Below are 16,258 nucleotides of genomic sequence, written 5' to 3'. Positions count from 1 at the left end.
GGGCATCGGCGGCGGCATCCAGGCGCGCATCCAGGTCGGCCAGCTCCTGCGCCTGCACCAGTCCCAGGTGGCGGCTAGGCAGCTCCACCGCGGCATTGCGCGGCAGCGCGCCGTACCAGCGGATACTCGGCGGCAGCGCAGCGCGCAGGATCTCGCCGTGACGGGCGCTGGCCACCCGGTTGCCGAGCACGCCGGCGAACGGCAGGTCGGGCTGGAAGGTCGCCAGGCCATGGGCCAGGGCGCCGAAGGTCTGGGCCATGGCCGAACCGTCGATCACCCCCAGCACCGGCACGCCGAACTGCCGCGCCAGGTCGGCCGCCGAGGGCTGGCCGTCGAACAGGCCCATCACCCCCTCGATCAGGATCAGCTCGGCCTCGCCCGCCGCCTGCCAGAGCAGGCGGCGGCTCTCCGCCTCGCCGACCATGGCCAGGTCGAGCTGGTACACCGGCGCGCCGCTGGCGCGGGCGAGGATCATCGGGTCGAGGAAATCCGGGCCGCACTTGAACACCCGCACCCGCCGACCCTGACGGCTGTGCAGGCGCGCCAGGGCGGCGGTGACGGTGGTCTTGCCCTGCCCCGAGGCTGGCGCGGCGATCAGCAGCGCCGGGCACTGGCGCGAGGTCAAAACTCCACCCCCTTCTGCGCCTTCACCCCGGCCTTGAAGGCATGCTTGACCAGGCCCATCTCGGTCACCGTATCGGCCGCCTCGATCATCCCCGGCAAGGCGCCGCGCCCGGTCACCACCACGTGCTGCGAGAGCGGCCGCGCCTGGATATCGGCAAGCACCGCATCGAGCTGCAGATAGCCGTGCTTGAGGGCGATATTCAGCTCGTCCAGCACCACCAGGCCGACGCCCTCGTCGTTCAGCAGGCGCTGCGCAACGGCCCAGGCCTCGCCCGCCTTGGCGATATCGCGCTGGCGATCCTGGGTCTCCCAGGTGAAGCCCTCGCCCATCACGTGGTAGCTGACTTCCTCGGGAAAACGGCGGAAGAAGGCCTCCTCGCCGGTGCTGGCGGCGCCCTTGATGAATTGCACCACGCCGACTTTGATCCCGTGGCCGAGGGCGCGGGCGACCATGCCGAAGGCGCTGCTGCTTTTGCCCTTGCCGTTGCCGCTGTGCACCAGCAGCAGGCCGTACTGGTCCTGGGCCTGGGCGATCTTCGCGTCGATCAGCGCCTTCTTGCGCGCCATGCGCGCCTGGTGCCGGGCGTCGCGATCAGCTGATGCGCTGTCGCGCTGGCGCGATTCGCTGTCGCGTTCGGTCGATTCGCTCATCGAAGTTTCCTGGTCTGCGGGCATCCGGGCGCGGGCCGCCGTGCACGACTGGCAAGCTGGCGTGGCGGCATCGTTGCACTCCCGAACACACTGGGCTGGACAAGGCAGGCGGAGAACGGCGCGCGCGGGCCACCAGGAAGGCGAGCCCGCACGCCAGACAACGCCCTCCGCGATGCCGTGGACTGCAGCAGGCCGGTCTCCGGGCTTGTGAGCGAGCCTCGCGGGCTAGCGCCGCGCCTTCCCATGCACGAAGCACAGTGGCAATAGAGCGGCGTTTGACTCACCTACCGTTGCGGGGGCAGCGCCGGATTCTGTACCGGCTTCCCTGTTTCACCTCGTACGCGCGTGGCGTCGGGCACCTGAAGCAAGGCGCGCAGGGTAGAGGCTGGCCGCCTCGCCCGTCAACGCCGGCGCGACTCAGTGGCGGGGGACGAAGCCGGCCGGCTTGCGCGCCAGCCACTCGACGAAGCCGCGCAAGCGCTCGTCGCCCAGCAACGCTTCGCGGCTGTTGTAGCTCAGTGCCAGCTCCTTCTCGCTGAACAGCCGGTGGATCTGGTTATGGCAGGCGCGACAGACCCAGAGCGTGGCAGTGATGCGTTCGTGGCGGGGATAGCGCTTCTGCACATAGGCCTTGTCGTGCAGGGCCTTGGGGATCAGGTGGTGACGGGTCAACGCCACCGACCGCGCGCACAGTTCGCAGGCGTCGGGCTGGGGCGGCAGGCGGATGGCGTCGGCCACGGCGGCTCAGCGCTTGCGGCACAGGGTCAGGCCGTCGCCCAGCGGCAGCAGCGACAGCTCGACGCGCGCATCGTCCTTGAGCGCCCGGTTCAGCGCCTGAATGGCGCGGGTGTCGGCGCTGTCCGGCTGCGGCTGCAACACCCGACCGCTCCACAGGGTGTTGTCGAACAGCAGCAGGCCGCCCTGGCGCAACAGACGCAGCGCCTGCTCCAGGTAGGTCGGGTAGTTGGCCTTGTCGGCGTCGACGAAGATCAGGTCGAAGTCGCCCTGCCCTTCGTGCTCCAGCGCCGCCAGGCTGTCCAGCGCCGGGCCCAGACGCCATTGGATACGCTCGACCAGACCGGCCTCGGCGAAATAGCGGCGCGCGGTGGCGTTGTAGTCGCCAGGCAGGTCGCAGCAGATCAGCTGACCCTGCGGCCCCATGGCATCGGCCAGGCAGATGGCGCTGTAGCCGGTGAAGGTGCCGACCTCGACGATCCGCCGCGCGCCGACCAGGCGCACCAGCAGGGCCATGAACTGACCCTGCTCCGGGGCAATCTGCCAGCGCGCCTCGCTCAGCTGCGCGGTTTCCGCGCGCAGGCGGGCGAGCAACGGCGACTCGCGCAGGGAGACGTCCAGCAGGTACTGGTAAAGCGCGTCGTCGAGCTGCAGGCTGCGCTGGGTCACGGATTGCGCGCCAGTTCGGGGGCGAGCACGCGCTTGGCGTCCAGATAGGCGCGCTGCCAGTAGCTGTTGTCCAGGCTGTCCAGGCGCACCGTGCCGCCCGAAGACGGCGCGTGGACGAAACGTCCCTCACCGACATAGATGCCGGCATGGCTGACGCCGCGCCCGCCGTTGGTGGCGAAGAACACCAGGTCGCCGCTCTGCAGGGCGTCGCGGCGCACCTTGGGGCTGCGCATGGCGCTCAGCTCGCGGGTCGAACGCGGCAGGCTGATGCCGGCGGCGTCGCGGTAGACGTAGCCGATCAGGCCGCTGCAGTCGAAACCGCCGTCCGGGGTATTGCCGCCGTAGCGATAGGGCGTGCCGACCAGGCCGAGGGCGCGGAACAGCACGTCATCGGCGCCGCCCTGGAACTGGCCAGTGGCTGGCGTGTAGCTGGGCTGGGGGGTGGGAGCGCGACTGCTGCAGGCACTCAGCAGCAGGGCGAGAACGAGCAGGGCAACACGGGTCGTGACGGGCATGAGCGAGGCGATCCTGAGCCTGGATGCGCCCTACTCTGCCGGCTCGGGACGAACGGCGCAACCCTGCGGGGCCGCGCCGCAAGCCATCAGGGATGACGCTTGGCGGCCTGCTCGTCGTCCACCTGGGCCAGGGCGAGGACGCGCTTGGCCTGCAGGTAGCTGCGATTCCAGTAGCTGTCGTCCAGGCTGTCGATGCGCACACCGCCGCTGCGGCTGCTGCTGGAATGGATGAACTGGTCGTCGCCGAGGTAGATGCCGGCGTGGCTGACGCGGCCGCGACCGCGGTCGTTGAACAGGATCAGATCGCCCGGCTCCAGGTCGGCGCGGGCCACCTTGGGCGCATCCAGGTTGATCAGCTCGCGGGTCGAGCGCGGCAGTTCCAGGCCGACTTCCTTGCGGAACAGGTAGCCGACGAAGCCGCTGCAGTCGAAGCCGGACTGCACCGAGTTGCCGCCGTAGCGATAGCGGGTGCCGACCAGCGAACGCCCGAGATCGAGCAGGCTGTCGGCCAGCTGCGGCATTTCGTAGGGTTGGTCGTCGATCAGCGCGGCCATCTCGTCCTCGGCAGGTTCGACCTGCTGAGCGATGGGCTTGACCGCGGGTTCGTCGAGCTGCGGCTGCGGCGCATGGCCGGCGCAGGCGGCGAGAAAGGCGATGAGTGCAAAAGGCACGAGGGGTGCGAAGCGTTTGGGCATGGGCACGACCGTGTCGGTTGAATTTACAAGTGCGCGACTATGCCCTCTATGCCGTCTATTTGCAAATTCTATCGCTCGAAATGTGACCCAGTAGTTCCGGCAAAACATCTAAGGCCCGCCCAGCCAGCCGTACATCCACCACGTCGCTGAGGTCGGTCAGCGTGGGGTTGATCTCCACGCTCAGGCCGCCGGCCTGGCGGGTACGCAGCACCGGCTCGACTATGTAGGGGAAACTGGCGCTGGTGCCGACGCTGAGCACCACGGCAAAGCCCTTGCGCAGCTCGCCGTAGAGGCTGTCGACGGCCGCCTCCGGAAGCATTTCCTCGAACAGCACCACGGGCGGGCGCAACACTCCGCCGCACTGCCGACAGCGCGGCGGCAACGGCCGCTGCAGGTGCTCGGCCAATTTGCTGTCCTCGGCGCCGCAGGACTGGCAGTACAGCGGCGCCAGCTCGCCGTGGATCTCGATCAGACGCTCGCCGGGGCTGCCGGCGGCGCGGTGATAACCGTCGATGTTCTGCGTCAACACCCAGCAACCGGGCTTGCGCCGTTGCAGCTCGGCGATGGCCAGGTGGCCGGCATTCGGCGCTGCGCCGAGGCAGGCCTTGCCCAGCTCGGCCAGGTATTTCCAGCACAGTGCCGGGTCGCGGCGCAGCATCGGCCCGGACAGCGCCGCCTCGATCGGCAGGCCTTCGGCGGTATGGCCGTTGTACAGGCCGCCGAGGCCGCGGTAGGTGGGCAGCCCGGAGTCGGCCGACAACCCCGCCCCGGTAATGACCAGAATGCGCTCGGCCTGCTCGATGGCCCGCGCGACTCGCCGCAGCGCCTCGTCCATGCCTTAGCCCAGGATCTCGCTGAGAGGAATGAACCGCAGGCTGTCGCCCTCCTCCAGCGTCGTCCCCTCCAGAACCTCGGCCAGCCCTTCGGCCCAGGCGGCGCTGCGCAGCACGCCGGAACTCTGGTTGGCGTAAGGCACCGCGCGACCTTGTTCCAGGCGCGCGCGCAGGTATTCGCGGCGTATGCCCGGCTTGTGCCAGGCGAATCCGGCCGGCACGACGAAGCCCAGCGGCTCGATGCGCTGCACGCCGAGACGCCGCAGCAGGTAGGGGCGCGCCAGCAGACCGAAGGTGACCAGGGTCGAGGCCGGATTGCCCGGCAGGCCGATCACCGGCACGCCCTGGTAATGACCGAAGGTCAACGGCTTGCCCGGCTTGATCGCCAGCTTCCACAGCGCCAGCTCGCCGGCCTCGCGCAGGGCCAGGCCGAGATAATCCGCCTCGCCCACCGAGACCCCGCCGGTGGACAGGATCAGGTCGACGTCGCCGAGCCTTCCGAGGGCCTCGCGCGTCAGCTCCAGGTCGTCCGGCAGGATGCCGGCGTCGACCACGGCGCAGCCCAGGCGCTGCAGCCAGGCGCTGAGCAGGCGCCGGTTGCTGTTGTAGATCTGCCCCGGACCGAGCGCCTGACCGGGCTCGACCAACTCGTCGCCGGTCGACAGCACGGCGACCCGCGGCCGCCGCCGCACGCGCAGTTCGGCCGCACCGAGAGAGGCGGCCAGGCCCAGCTCGATCGGCCCCAGGCGCGTGCCGGCCGGCAGCACGCAGTCGCCGACACGGGTTTCCTGGCCGCGGGCGCGGACGTTCTGGCCAAGCCTGAGCGGCTGCCGAAAGCGCACCCGCCCGGCGTCATCCAGCTCCACGTTCTCCTGCATTTCCACGCTGTCGGCGCCAGCCGGCAGCGGCGCACCGGTGAAGATGCGCGCGCAGCTACCCGACTGCAGCGGCAAGGGCGCCGTGCCGGCCTGGATGCGCTGACTGACCGGCAGCGCCTCGCCTTGCCAGTCGGCCAGGCGCAGGGCGTAACCGTCCATGGCGCTGTTGTCCCAAGGCGGCAGGTCGAGTGCAGCGAGCAGCGGCTCGGCCAGCACCCGGCCATCGGCATCGGCCAACGCGACGGTTTCCTGCTGCGCGATGGGTGCGGCCTCGGCCAGCGCCAGCAGGCGTGCCAGCGCCGCCTCCATGGGCAACAGGCCGGGTTGCTCGCAACCGCTCATCCGCGGCTCTCGCAGGCGGCCACCTGTTTCAGATGGGGGACGAAATTGCAGGGACGATGCCGGGCATCCAGCTGCTCGCCGAGGATGCCGTCCCAGGCGGTGCGGCAGGCGTTGGTCGAACCCGGCAGGCAGCACACCAGGGTACCGTTGGCCAGGCCGGCCAGGGCGCGCGACTGGATGGTGGAGGTGCCGATGTCGGCCACCGAGATCTGCCGGAACAGCTCGCCGAAGCCGTCCACCTGCTTGTCCAGCAGGCAGGCGACCGCCTCCGGCGTGCTGTCGCGCCCGGTGAAACCGGTGCCGCCGGTGATCAGCACCACCTGCACGCCGTCGTCGGCAATCCAGCCGGCGACCTGGGCGCGGATCTTGTAGAGATCGTCCTTGAGCAGGACGCGCGCGGCCAACTGGTGACCGGCCGCCTGCAGGCGATCGACGAACAGTTGTCCCGAGGTATCGGTTTCCAGGGTGCGGGTGTCGCTGACGGTGAGCACGGCGATCTGCAGCGGCACGAACAGCGCCTCGGCCTTATGGTTCATGGCAGGCTTCCAATTGCGAGAGAATGGCCAGAGTTATATCACACCACCCGCCACCGGAGACGCCAGCATGCCCGCCTCGAACGCCCCACCACCCTGCTCCGTACTGCTGCTTGCCGGCGGCCGCGGCCAACGCATGGGCGGTCGCGACAAGGGCCTGCTGGAGTGGCGCGGGCAGCCGCTGATCGCCTGGCTGCACGAGCTGGTACGCCCCTTGAGCGACGACCTGATCATTTCCTGCAACCGCAACGCCGAGCGCTACGCGCCCTATGCCGACCGCCTGGTGAGCGACCAGGACAGCGACTTCCAGGGACCGCTGGCCGGCATTCGCGCGGGCCTGGCGGCGGCGCGCCACAGCCAGCTGCTGGTACTGCCCTGCGACGCGCCGCTGGTGGATCGCCCGCTGCTCGACGCCTTGCTCGAACGCGCCGGTAGCAAACCGGCGGTGGTGCGCCAGGGGCAGTACTGGCAGCCGTTGTTCTGCCTGCTGCCGACCGCGTTGAGGGACGATCTGGAACGCGCCTGGCAGACCGGCCAGCGCAGCCCGCAGCGCTGGCTCGACAGCCTCGCACCGACGCCGCTGGACTGCCCCCTCGACGATGCGCGCCTGGCCAATCTGAATACGCCGGAACTCCTCGCCGCCGCCCGACCCGACTGAGGCGCCGGGAAAACTCGGTGGAACTCGCACGCCGCTACTGCGTCTGAGCCTGGGTACATAGGTTGTATCACCCAAGGAGACAGACCATGACTCAACGGATCATCCCCGCCCTGCTTATCGCCCTCGGTTTCGCCGCACTGGCCGGCTGCGCCTCGCCGTCGGTGATCACCCTGAACGACGGCCGCGAGATCCAGACCGTGGACAAGCCCAAGTTCGACGAGGACTCCGGCTTCTACGAGTTCGAGCAACTCGACGGCAAGCGCGCCACCGTCAACAAGGACCAGGTGCAGACCGTCAAGGAACTCTGAATCGACGCCCCGGGCCTCCCCTGCGAGGCCCAGGCAGGCTGTGGGGTTGGCACGAAAACGGCCGCTGCGCTAAATTTTTTTCGGGCTAACCCCTTGTGCGGTAAAAGTTTTTCGGTAGAATACGGCTCATTCGGAGTGTAGCGCAGCTTGGTAGCGCGTCTCGTTCGGGACGAGAAGGTCGCAGGTTCGAATCCTGTCTCTCCGACCAAATCAAAAACCCGCCTTAACCGGCGGGTTTTTTTATGCCTGCGATTACCATCCCGCCTGGCGCCGGCCAACGCCTCAGCGAAGAAAGGCCACCACCTGCTCGCCGTCGAACGGCCAGTTCAGTTCGGCGCCGGTGTCGCAACGACGCAGCACCGGGATACGCAGGCCGTACTGCTCCACCATGCCCTCGTGCTCGGCGATATCGATCAGCTCCACCAGCAGGCCGTTCTCGACGAACGGCATGAGCAGCGCCTCGGCCACCTCGCACAGGTGGCAGCCCAGGGTTCCGAAGAGTTGGCATTCCGGCGTCATGTGCGCACCTCACTGTCGGCAAGGTGCGCAGTTTAGCACCGCCGCGAATCAGCTCGCGGCCGCGCCCTCGCCGAGCTGACCGGCGAGCAGCGCCTGCAGGCCGTCGAGCAGGCTGCGGTTGAGGCTGCCGGCCTTCTCCAGGCGCGGCAAGTCGAAACGCTCGTCGAGCGAGAAGCCGCCCTTGAGCAGGTCCTTGAGCAGGCCGCCGGCGTCCTGCGCCAGGCCTTCGGCGCTGCGCAGCGCCTCGAGCAAGCCCTGGGCGTAGTTCTGCAGGTCGCCATTGACCGCGCTGGCGCCCTGCCCGGCCACGGCGCCATAGGCATCGGTGGCCTGGCGCACGCTGGTCTGGGTCAGGCGCAGGGACATCGAGGCCAATTGCTCACCGTCCATTTCCAGGGCCATGGCGCGGTCGAAGGCACCGGCCAGGTCGCCGGCGTAGAACTGGTTGGACAGCTCCTGCACCTGACTGAAGAGCTTCTCCAGCGCCTTGACCTCGTCGGCATCCAGCTCGCCTTCGACGCTGACCTGCCAGCCGCCGATCCGTAGGCTGCCGGACTGGCTGCTGGCCGTCACGGCCGTGCCGCTGCCGTTGCTGGCGGCGGCGAAGCTGCTCTGCGACCAGCTGGCCGAAGCCTGCGCCACGGAGATGCGCAGGCGGTCGCCGTCGCGGGTGGTCACCGACAGGTCGAAGGTTTCCGCCAGGGCGCTGAAGCGCTCGCTGTAGCCGGCCAGGGCGAGCGAGCCCGACGCCGGTGCGGCAGCGCCGAAGCGCCGGTCGAGATCGCCGAGGCCGTCCTGGATGCGCTGATAGGTATCGTCGATATCGCCGGCCACCTTGCCGGCCAGCACGCCCATGCCGTCGAGAATCTTGCGCGCTTCGGCGAAGCCCTTCTCCACGCCTTCGCGTGCCTGGCCGAGGAGTTTCTCCAGCTTGGCCGGATCGGCACCCGCCGCAGCCTCGCTCTGCAGGCGCTGTTCGATAAAGCCGAGGATGCGCCCGGCGACCTTCTCGGGAGTGAAATCGTCCTGTTTGCCACTCAGCGCGCCGGGCTGCAAACCGAGCTTGTCGGCCAAGCGGTTGGCCAGAACGGACTGCGCATCGGCCGCATTGCTGCGCGGCGACGGCGATTGAGCGGCTTGGGCGGCGCGCGAGGCGGAGGGGTTGAGCGAGGCCAGGCTGTTCATGGCAAGGTACCGGGGCAGGACATCTGCCGGGTTAACGGCCGCCGCCGCGCAAGCTTTAGCCGCACACGACCAACGGTCTGCCAGTCAATGCCCCGCCGCCTGCAGCAGACGCACGGCCGCCGCCCGCGCCTGACGCGCCTGATCGCCCGGTCCGTAGACATGGGCCATGCTCAACGCCCCCTCGAAGAGAAACTGCAGCTGCGCGGCGAGCGCATCGGTATCCGTCGCCCCCAGAGCCTGCAGCGCCCGACGGAAGTGCTCGAGCAAGGCGCGCTTGTGCGCCGCCGCCTGGCGGTGGATGGGGTGCGCGCGGTCGTGAAACTCCGCCGTGGCATGGAGGAACAGGCAGCCGCAGAAATCCGCCTCGCCGAGCAGTTGCTGCAGCCCGTCGAACGTCGCCAGGATCGCCTCGCGCGGCGCCAGACCGGCTAGGGCCGCCTGCATGCGCGCACCGAGCTGCTCGTGCTGCAGCTGCAGGGCCGCGAGAATCAGCTCGTCCTTGGACTTGAAGTGCTTGTACAGGGTCATCTTCGCCACCCCGGATTCGGCCAGGATGCGGTCGATGCCGGTGCCGTGGTAACCCTCGCGATAGAACAGCTGCAGCGCGGTGGCGAGCAGCTGTTCGCGTTTGTTCGAAGCCATGTGCAACCTCCAGAGGTGGCCATTATGCGCAAGGTGCGGCAAAGGTCGACCGCGGCGGGGAGAAAATCGTCGCTTGAAATATACAGACCTGTCTGTCTAACATCCATTTACCCCAGCCCTGGAGCATTCGCCATGACGCGGTTCGAACTCAACCTGTCCGCCAACGGCTACCAGGCGCGCTCGCTCGCCAGCCTGATCGGCCGCGCGCTGCTGCGCCGCGCTACCCCTGGACGGCGGCATGATCAGTCCCTTCCCTCCCCCAGGGACAGCGAACCTGTGCGCCGCTGCCGCTACCGCTACGCCTTCGCCCTGCTGCTGGCCGGCCTCGCGTTCGGCGCCCAGGCCGAGCTGCGCCTGAGCCTGGTCAGGACCTCCGCGACCACGACCCTGGACGCCTTCACCGTGGCCGGCGGCAAGTGGACGCAGAGCGCCACCGCCAACCATGTGGCGGTGCTGATCGAGCACCATGCCGCCACCCTGCTGTTCGACACCGGCCTCGGCCGCCAGGTGGACCGCCAGTTCGCCGAGATGCCCTGGCACAGCCGGCAGCTGATGCAGTACGGCGCGGTGCGGCCGGTGCGCGACCAACTGCAGCGCGACGGCATCCGCGTCGATCGCATCCTGCTGTCCCACGCTCACTGGGATCATGCCTCGGGCCTGGCCGACTTCCCCGAAGTGCCGGTCTGGGCGCCCTACGCGGAAATCGAGTTCAGCCGCATCGCTGCGCCGCCGGCGATCCTGCCCAGCCAGTTCGAGCACGGCGTTCGCTGGGTGCCGTACGACTTCGCGCCGCAGCCATTTCTCGGCTTCGCCGAGAGCCTCGATCTGTTCGGCGACGGCGCCCTGGTGCTGGTGCCGCTGCGTGGCCACACCCCCGGCTCGGTCGGCCTGTTCGTCACCCTCGAGGACGGTCGCCGCCTGTTCTTCACCGGCGACGCCAGCTGGCGCCTGGAGGGCTTCACCGGACCGCGGGAGAAGTTCTGGATCAGCCGCCGACTGGTCGATCACGACCGCGTCGCCACCACCGACGTCCTGCAGCAGGTGCACCGGCTGATGCAGCAACAGCCCGAGCTAAAGGTGCTGCCAGCGCACGATTCGCTCGCCCAGCAGGCGCTGCCGGTCTACCCGCAGTGGCTGCAATAGACGGCCAGGCGCCAGCTACCGCTCGTCCGTCCAGACTAAAGTCTTACAGTCGACTCGCCACTGAAATGCTTTATTTCACAACGCCGTAACTGGCCGGTCACATCGTGGCCGACCCAACTATAAGAACGAGGAGACAACAATAATGAGTAAGACTCCCCTCGCCCGCGCCGTGGCCCTCGCCACGCTGGGCGCCAGCCTCACCCTGCCAGGCATGGCTCAGGCCGACTTCATCGGCGACAGCAAGGCCACCCTGGAGCTGCGCAACTTCTATATGAACCGCGACCTGCGCCATACCACCTCGGCGCAGCAGTCCAAACGCGAAGAATGGGCCCAGGGCTTTATCTTCAAGGCCGAATCCGGCTTTACCGAGGGCACTGTGGGCTTCGGCCTCGACGCCTATGCCGCTCTGGGCGTGAAGCTCGACTCCTCGGACGAGCGCGCCGGCACCAACCTGCTGCCCAATGCCTTCGGCGACGAGGGCCCGGGCGAGTATTCCGAGGCCACCGGCGCAGCCAAGGTCAAGATATCCAAGACCGTCGCCAAGGTCGGCGGCATGATGCCGAAGCTACCCAGCGTCTCTTCCAACGACGCGCGCCTGCTGCCGCAGACCTTTCTTGGCGGCCATCTGACCTCCAACGAAATCGACGGCCTGACCCTGCATGCCGGCCAGTTGAAGGAACAGAACCAGCGCGACTCCACCAACTTCGAAGACCTCAGCGTCAACGCAGGTGGCGGCATTCGCGGCTTCACGTTCAACGGCAAGGGTAACGTCGGCGATGACTTCAACTTCGCTGGTCTGTCCTATCAACTGACCAAAGACCTGACCGCCAGCTACCACTACGGCGAGCTGGAAGACCTGTACAAGCAGCACATCTTCAACCTGGTCCATGTCCTGCCGATTGCCGACAAGCAATCGCTGAAATCGGACGTGCGCTATGCACGCACCACCGACGACGGCCACAGCAATATCGACAACAAGTCCTTTGGCGCCATGTTCACCTACGCCCTGGGTAGCCATGCGTTCGGCCTGGGCTACCAGAGCATGAGCGGCGACACCGGCTACGCCTACATCAACGGCACCGATCCTTTCCTGGTCAACTATGTGCAGATCGGCGACTTCGCCAACAAGGACGAAAAATCCTGGCAAGTGCGCTACGACTACAACTTTTCCGCCTTCGGCCTGCCGGGTCTGAGCTTCATGACCCGTTACCTCAACGGCGACAATATCGACCGCGGCCCCGGCATCTCGGACGGTAAAGAGTGGGAGCGCAACATGGACATCACCTATGTCGTCCAGGAAGGCACCTTCAAGAACCTAGGCTTCAAGTGGCGCAACGCCACCCTGCGTTCCGATGCCCTGGGCGAGCTCGACGAAAACCGCCTGATCGTCAGCTACACCATCCCGCTGATGTAAGGCCGCCTGCGAGCCCCCAAGCGCTGCCACTCTGCTTACGGAGTCGCGGCGCTTTTGCTGGTCTGGGCGTTCGGCTAGGCTCAGATCGACGCGGAGGACGATTCGATGGACAGCGACTACCAACCCCTGGCCTGCGACCTGTACGACTACCTGGAAATCGCCTGCCTGCACCGCTACCGCCTGGAGATCGAACTGCTCGACGGCACGCGCCAGCAAGGCCAGGCGCTGACCACCGAGACCACGGCGAGCAAGGAGGAATTTCTGCTCCTGCGCTGCGCCGATGGCGAGCGGCGCCTGCGCCTGGATCGCCTGCTGGCGATCACCCCGCAGGACGACGGGGCGAGCTTCGGCCGGGTGCTATTGGGCGGAGAACGCTGTTAAGCAGGGCAAGCCGAGAGGTGCGCCATAGGCACCCACCATTCTTGGCAGCTGCTGCGTACGGCGGCGCTCTGGATCTGCCTCAGTCATATAAACGCACCCTGAAGCAGGCCCCGCCCAGCGGCGAATCCTCCAGGCTCAGTTCGCCGTCGTAGCTGTCGATGATGTCCTGCACCACCGCCAGGCCGATGCCCTGCCCCGGGTTTTGCGCGTCCAGCCGTTCGCCGCGTCGCAGCACGCGGGCGCGCTGGTCGGCGGGCACGCCAGGGCCGTCGTCCTCGATGGTCAGGCGGCAGCCGTCGGGCAGTTCCTCCAGGCTCACGCGCACGCGGTGCAGGCACAGGCGGTAGGCGTTTTCCAGCAGGTTGCCGAGCAGTTCCATCAGCGCGCCGCGCTCCATGCTGATCTGGCTGTGTTCGGCCACCTGCACGTCCACCTGCACGCGCTTGTCGCGGTAGACCTTGTCCAGCGACAGGCACAGGCCGTCGAGCAGCGGCCATACGGCCTCGCGGTGGCGCACCAGGCCGCTGCGGCGCAGGCTGGCGCGCTGCAGCTGGTAGCCGATCTGCTGGCTCATGCGTTCGATCTGCGCCTGCATCAGTTGCGCCTGGTCGCGGTTGGCCGGCTGGCCGGCGAGGGTTTCGCCGAGGCCCTGGAGCACGCTGAGCGGGGTTTTCAGGCTGTGCGCCAGGTCTTCCAGAGAGTCGCGGTAGCGTTCGCGCTGGCGCCGCTCGCTGTCCAGCAGGCGGTTGAGCGAGCCGGTCAGGCGCAGCAGTTCGCGCGGGTGCTGGTCGCTCAGGTGCTGGCGGGTGCCGGCCTCGACGCCGTCCAGCTCGTCGCTCAGGCCGCGCAGGCTGCGAAAGCCCCAGGTCAGGCCGAACCAGAGCAGGCCGAGCAGCGCCAGCAGGGCGATGCCCAGCCACAGTTTGAGGCGCCAGACGAAGCCGTCGAACAGCTTCTGGTACTCGCTGGTAGGTTGCATGGTGACGATGCTGAAGGCGGCGGCGTTGCCGCGCAGCAGGTCGACCTCGATGTCGTAGAGGAAGAATTCCTCGCCGTGCTCGTCGCGCACGCGGGCGAACTCGTGGCCGCGGCCGTCGTAGCGCGGCTGGTAGCGGATCGCCTCGTCCTCGGAGGAGCGCGAGCGCCACAGCAGCCGGCCGTCGCGGTCGTAGATGAAGCCGAGCAGGTGCGAGTCGAGGTTGTCGAACTCCTCGTCCGGCATCTTCTCCGGCATGCGCAACTGGCCGTCGTGGATGCGCGCGGCGGAGATCAGCGCGGCGGCGTCGGAGGCCAGGCGCTTTTCCACGGTCTGCTCCAGGGCCATGTTGAACACGCCCTGCAGCACCGGCAGCAGCACCAGCATGAACAGCACCGCCAGCACGGCGGTGCCCAGCATCAGGCGCAGGCGCAGCGAGCCCAGGCGCGCCCGCAGCCGGCGCAGGTAGGCGCGGCTGCGGCTCACTTGCAGCGCTCGTTGAACAGGTAGCCTTGGCCGCGCACGGTCTCGATCGGCTTGCCGCCTAGGGCCGCCTCCAGCTTGCGGCGCAGGCGTCCGACCAGCACTTCGATGACGTTGGGGTCGCGCTCCTCGTCGCCCGGGTAGAGCTGCTCCATCAGCCGTTCCTTGGCCACCACCTGCTGGTGATGGCGCATCAGGTATTCGAGGATGCGGTACTCGTAGGCGGTCAGCTGCAACGGCTGCTCGTCCACCGAGGCCTGCTTGCGGTTCAGGTCGAGCACCAGGCCGCCGGCCTCGATGGTCGATTTGGTGAAGCCCGAGGAGCGCCGCAGCAGGGCGTTCAGGCGCGCCTCCAGTTCCTCGAACTGGAACGGCTTGACCACGTAGTCGTCGGCGCCGCAGGACAGCCCTTCGACCTTGTCCTGCCAGTTGCCGCGGGCGGTGAGAATCAGGATCGGGAAGTTCTTGTCCTGGCTGCGCAGCTGGCGGATCAGGTCGATGCCGCTCATGCCGGGCAGGCCGAGGTCGACCAGGGCCAGGTCGTGGTTGTAGGACTCGGCCCGGTACAGCGCCTCCTCGGCGGTGCGCACGGCGTCGACGACGTGGCCCTGCTCGCTGAGACGGGTGAACAGATGGTGGCGCAGCAGCGCTTCGTCTTCCACCACCAACAATTTCATGACGCATCCCCTATTGGTTGGCAGGCCGGGCAAGAGGCCCGGCCGCGGTTAATGGCGTGAACCTCAGAAGGCATAGTTGGCGCCGAGGTAGACCTGCGAGCTGCTGTGCAGGTCCAGCGAGCCGGCCTTGGCCGCGCCGTGCGGCGCCATTTCGGTGCTGGCGTTGCTGCGCAGGTAACGATAACCCGCTTCGATCGAGGTATTGCGGTTGAGTTCCTGCAGGATACCGGCCTGCAGGCCCGCGGCGTAGCCGATGTCGCTGTCGCGCGAGAAACCGCGGCTCTCCTGCTCCAGCTTGACCAGGCCGGCGCTGACGCCGCCGAACAGCTTGGTATTGTTGTCGCCCAGCGGGACGAACAGGTCGTAGCTGCCGAGCAGGTTCTGCTGGCGCAGCTTGTAGCCGTTGTGACTGTCGGAGACGTTTTCGTAGGTGGCGTAGTAGCGGCTGTCGGCCGTCTGCTGGCCGGCGCGCACGCCCCAGGTGCCGCTGTCGTGGATCGCCTTGTCGAGTTTGGGATCGTTGAGGTTGGCGTTCAGCGCGCTGGATTTCTGGATGTTGTTGCTGGTCTGGCCCCAGGTCAGGCCGACGAAGCTGTCGGCGGCCTGGGCGCCGACGGCGGCGCAGGAAAGCAGAGTGGCCAGGGCGATGCGGTTCAGGGTGGGTTTCATCGGGATTGCCTCGCGGATCGGTTGTTGACTGACTCGACAAGCAGTCTGCCCGAGGGCCACTGAACCCCTACTGAACCCTCCTTGAACCTCGCCTGAACGACTCACAGAGCGTCTACAACCGCCGCACCAGGGCCGCGGCGAGCAGGAACAGGGTCGCCAGCACGGCCAGCAGCGCCAGCCAGCCGGCGTGTTCCCAGACGTAGCCGCCGCCGTAGCCGACCAGGCTGGAACCCAGATAGTAGGCGCACAGGTACAGCGCCGAGGCCTGCGCCTTGGCGCCCTGGGCGTGGGCGCCGACCTGGCCGCTGGCCACCGCATGGGCGGCGAAGAAGCCCAGGGTGAACAGCGCCAGGCCGGCCACCGCGGCGCTCAGCCAGGGCGTCGCGCAGAGGGCCACACCGAGCAGCATCAGCGCGATGCCGCCGAGCAGCACCCGGCGCGCGCCGAAACGCGGCACCAGCCGGCCGGACCAGCCGGCGCTGAAGATGCCCAGCAGGTAGACGGTGAACAGCAGGCCGATCACCGTGGCCGAGAGGTTGAACGGCGCCGCGGCCAGGCGAAAGCCGACGTAGTTGAACAGGGCGACGAAGCCGCCCATCAGCAGGAAGGCCAGGGCGAACAGCAGGCGCAGTCGCGGGTTGCCCAGGTGCAGGGCGAAGTTGCCGAGCAGCCCGCGCAGCGACAGCGGCTGGGCGCGGAAATGCCGCGACGGCGGCAGCAGCCAGAGA

General features: G+C 68.1%; 20 protein-coding genes, 1 tRNA gene, 1 pseudogene and 1 riboswitch. Of the genes and pseudogenes, 6 read left to right on the top strand and 16 right to left on the bottom strand.

Annotation, left to right across the window (positions count from 1 at the left end; translation table 11 throughout):
- The 9 genes and pseudogenes from N878_RS22245 to moaB form a co-directional block, all read right to left on the bottom strand.
- Window positions 1-625, bottom strand: a pseudogene (locus N878_RS22245) (cobyrinate a,c-diamide synthase); the annotation flags it as partial.
- Window positions 622-1,275, bottom strand: coding sequence for a cob(I)yrinic acid a,c-diamide adenosyltransferase (cobO, locus tag N878_RS22240; protein ID WP_021445725.1), 654 nt, complete (start codon window positions 1,273-1,275; stop codon window positions 622-624). The gene cobO and the pseudogene N878_RS22245, both read right to left, overlap by 4 nt.
- 172 nt (window positions 1,276-1,447) lie before the next feature.
- A riboswitch (cobalamin riboswitch) is annotated at window positions 1,448-1,653 on the bottom strand.
- A 39-nt stretch (window positions 1,654-1,692) separates the two neighbouring features.
- Window positions 1,693-2,013, bottom strand: coding sequence for a hypothetical protein (locus tag N878_RS22235; RefSeq protein ID WP_021445724.1), 321 nt, complete (start codon window positions 2,011-2,013; stop codon window positions 1,693-1,695).
- Window positions 2,014-2,019: 6 nt separating this feature from the next.
- Window positions 2,020-2,679: an O-methyltransferase gene (locus N878_RS22230; protein WP_021445723.1), complete on the bottom strand. Its 660-nt coding sequence runs from the start codon at window positions 2,677-2,679 to the stop codon at window positions 2,020-2,022.
- Window positions 2,676-3,194, bottom strand: a complete 519-nt coding sequence (locus N878_RS22225; RefSeq protein ID WP_021445722.1) for a C40 family peptidase — start codon at window positions 3,192-3,194, stop codon at window positions 2,676-2,678. Before N878_RS22225 ends, N878_RS22230 begins: the two co-directional genes overlap by 4 nt.
- Before the next feature lie 86 nt (window positions 3,195-3,280).
- Window positions 3,281-3,889, bottom strand: a complete 609-nt coding sequence (locus N878_RS22220) for a C40 family peptidase (RefSeq protein ID WP_021445721.1) — start codon at window positions 3,887-3,889, stop codon at window positions 3,281-3,283.
- Between the two features lie 55 nt (window positions 3,890-3,944).
- The gene (locus N878_RS22215; protein WP_021445720.1) at window positions 3,945-4,724 is read right to left on the bottom strand and encodes an NAD-dependent deacylase; all 780 of its coding nucleotides are present in this window, start codon (window positions 4,722-4,724) and stop codon (window positions 3,945-3,947) included.
- Between the two features lie 3 nt (window positions 4,725-4,727).
- Complete coding sequence (glp, locus tag N878_RS22210) at window positions 4,728-5,942, bottom strand: gephyrin-like molybdotransferase Glp (RefSeq protein WP_021445719.1); 1,215 nt, start codon at window positions 5,940-5,942, stop codon at window positions 4,728-4,730.
- Complete coding sequence (gene moaB, locus N878_RS22205) at window positions 5,939-6,478, bottom strand: molybdenum cofactor biosynthesis protein B (protein WP_021445718.1); 540 nt, start codon at window positions 6,476-6,478, stop codon at window positions 5,939-5,941. Before moaB ends, glp begins: the two co-directional genes overlap by 4 nt.
- Window positions 6,479-6,545: 67 nt before the next feature.
- Here moaB and mobA point away from each other — a divergent pair, with 67 nt between their 5' ends.
- The 3 genes from mobA to N878_RS22190 all read left to right on the top strand — a co-directional run bounded on the left by mobA (window position 6,546) and on the right by N878_RS22190 (window position 7,649).
- Window positions 6,546-7,133 carry a molybdenum cofactor guanylyltransferase MobA gene (mobA, locus tag N878_RS22200; protein WP_021445717.1) on the top strand — a complete coding sequence of 196 codons (588 nt, stop codon included), beginning with the start codon at window positions 6,546-6,548 and terminating at the stop codon, window positions 7,131-7,133.
- 86 nt (window positions 7,134-7,219) lie between these two features.
- Complete coding sequence (locus N878_RS22195; RefSeq protein WP_021445716.1) at window positions 7,220-7,441, top strand: YgdI/YgdR family lipoprotein; 222 nt, start codon at window positions 7,220-7,222, stop codon at window positions 7,439-7,441.
- A 131-nt stretch (window positions 7,442-7,572) separates the two neighbouring features.
- Window positions 7,573-7,649 (top strand) — tRNA-Pro (locus N878_RS22190).
- Window positions 7,650-7,723: 74 nt separating this feature from the next.
- Here N878_RS22190 and N878_RS22185 read toward each other — a convergent pair.
- The 3 genes from N878_RS22185 to N878_RS22175 all read right to left on the bottom strand — a co-directional run bounded on the left by N878_RS22185 (window position 7,724) and on the right by N878_RS22175 (window position 9,787).
- Entirely contained in the window at window positions 7,724-7,960 is a 237-nt protein-coding gene (locus N878_RS22185) for a glutaredoxin family protein (protein WP_021445715.1), read from the bottom strand.
- A gap of 48 nt (window positions 7,961-8,008) precedes the next feature.
- A complete protein-coding gene (locus N878_RS22180; RefSeq protein WP_021445714.1) occupies window positions 8,009-9,145 on the bottom strand; it encodes a DUF5610 domain-containing protein in 1,137 nt (378 codons plus the stop codon).
- Window positions 9,146-9,229: 84 nt separating this feature from the next.
- Complete coding sequence (locus N878_RS22175; RefSeq protein WP_021445713.1) at window positions 9,230-9,787, bottom strand: TetR/AcrR family transcriptional regulator; 558 nt, start codon at window positions 9,785-9,787, stop codon at window positions 9,230-9,232.
- Between the two features lie 132 nt (window positions 9,788-9,919).
- On the opposite strand from N878_RS22175, the gene N878_RS22170 reads away from it, so the two are divergent.
- From N878_RS22170 to N878_RS22160, 3 genes are all read left to right on the top strand, one after another.
- Window positions 9,920-10,930, top strand: a complete 1,011-nt coding sequence (locus N878_RS22170; protein WP_021445712.1) for an MBL fold metallo-hydrolase — start codon at window positions 9,920-9,922, stop codon at window positions 10,928-10,930.
- Between the two features lie 142 nt (window positions 10,931-11,072).
- Window positions 11,073-12,344 (top strand): OprD family porin, encoded by a 1,272-nt coding sequence (locus tag N878_RS22165; RefSeq protein WP_021445711.1) that lies wholly within the window; start codon window positions 11,073-11,075, stop codon window positions 12,342-12,344.
- Window positions 12,345-12,449: 105 nt separating this feature from the next.
- Complete coding sequence (locus N878_RS22160; protein ID WP_021445710.1) at window positions 12,450-12,725, top strand: Rho-binding antiterminator; 276 nt, start codon at window positions 12,450-12,452, stop codon at window positions 12,723-12,725.
- A gap of 79 nt (window positions 12,726-12,804) precedes the next feature.
- Here the strand turns inward: N878_RS22160 and N878_RS22155 are convergent, their stop codons facing one another.
- The 4 genes from N878_RS22155 to N878_RS22140 form a co-directional block, all read right to left on the bottom strand.
- The gene (locus N878_RS22155) at window positions 12,805-14,187 is read right to left on the bottom strand and encodes an ATP-binding protein (protein WP_021445709.1); all 1,383 of its coding nucleotides are present in this window, start codon (window positions 14,185-14,187) and stop codon (window positions 12,805-12,807) included.
- Entirely contained in the window at window positions 14,184-14,861 is a 678-nt protein-coding gene (locus N878_RS22150) for a response regulator (protein WP_021445708.1), read from the bottom strand. Before N878_RS22150 ends, N878_RS22155 begins: the two co-directional genes overlap by 4 nt.
- A 63-nt stretch (window positions 14,862-14,924) precedes the next feature.
- Window positions 14,925-15,530 (bottom strand): outer membrane beta-barrel protein, encoded by a 606-nt coding sequence (locus tag N878_RS22145; RefSeq protein ID WP_021445707.1) that lies wholly within the window; start codon window positions 15,528-15,530, stop codon window positions 14,925-14,927.
- A 112-nt stretch (window positions 15,531-15,642) separates the two neighbouring features.
- Window positions 15,643-16,258: MFS transporter (locus N878_RS22140; protein WP_021445706.1), on the bottom strand; the 616-nt coding region annotated here is incomplete at its 5' end.

This window comes from Pseudomonas sp. EGD-AK9 (genome assembly GCF_000465935.2).
Classification (GTDB): Bacteria; Pseudomonadota; Gammaproteobacteria; order Pseudomonadales; family Pseudomonadaceae; genus Aquipseudomonas.
This window is presented reverse-complemented; position numbering and strand designations above follow the sequence as displayed.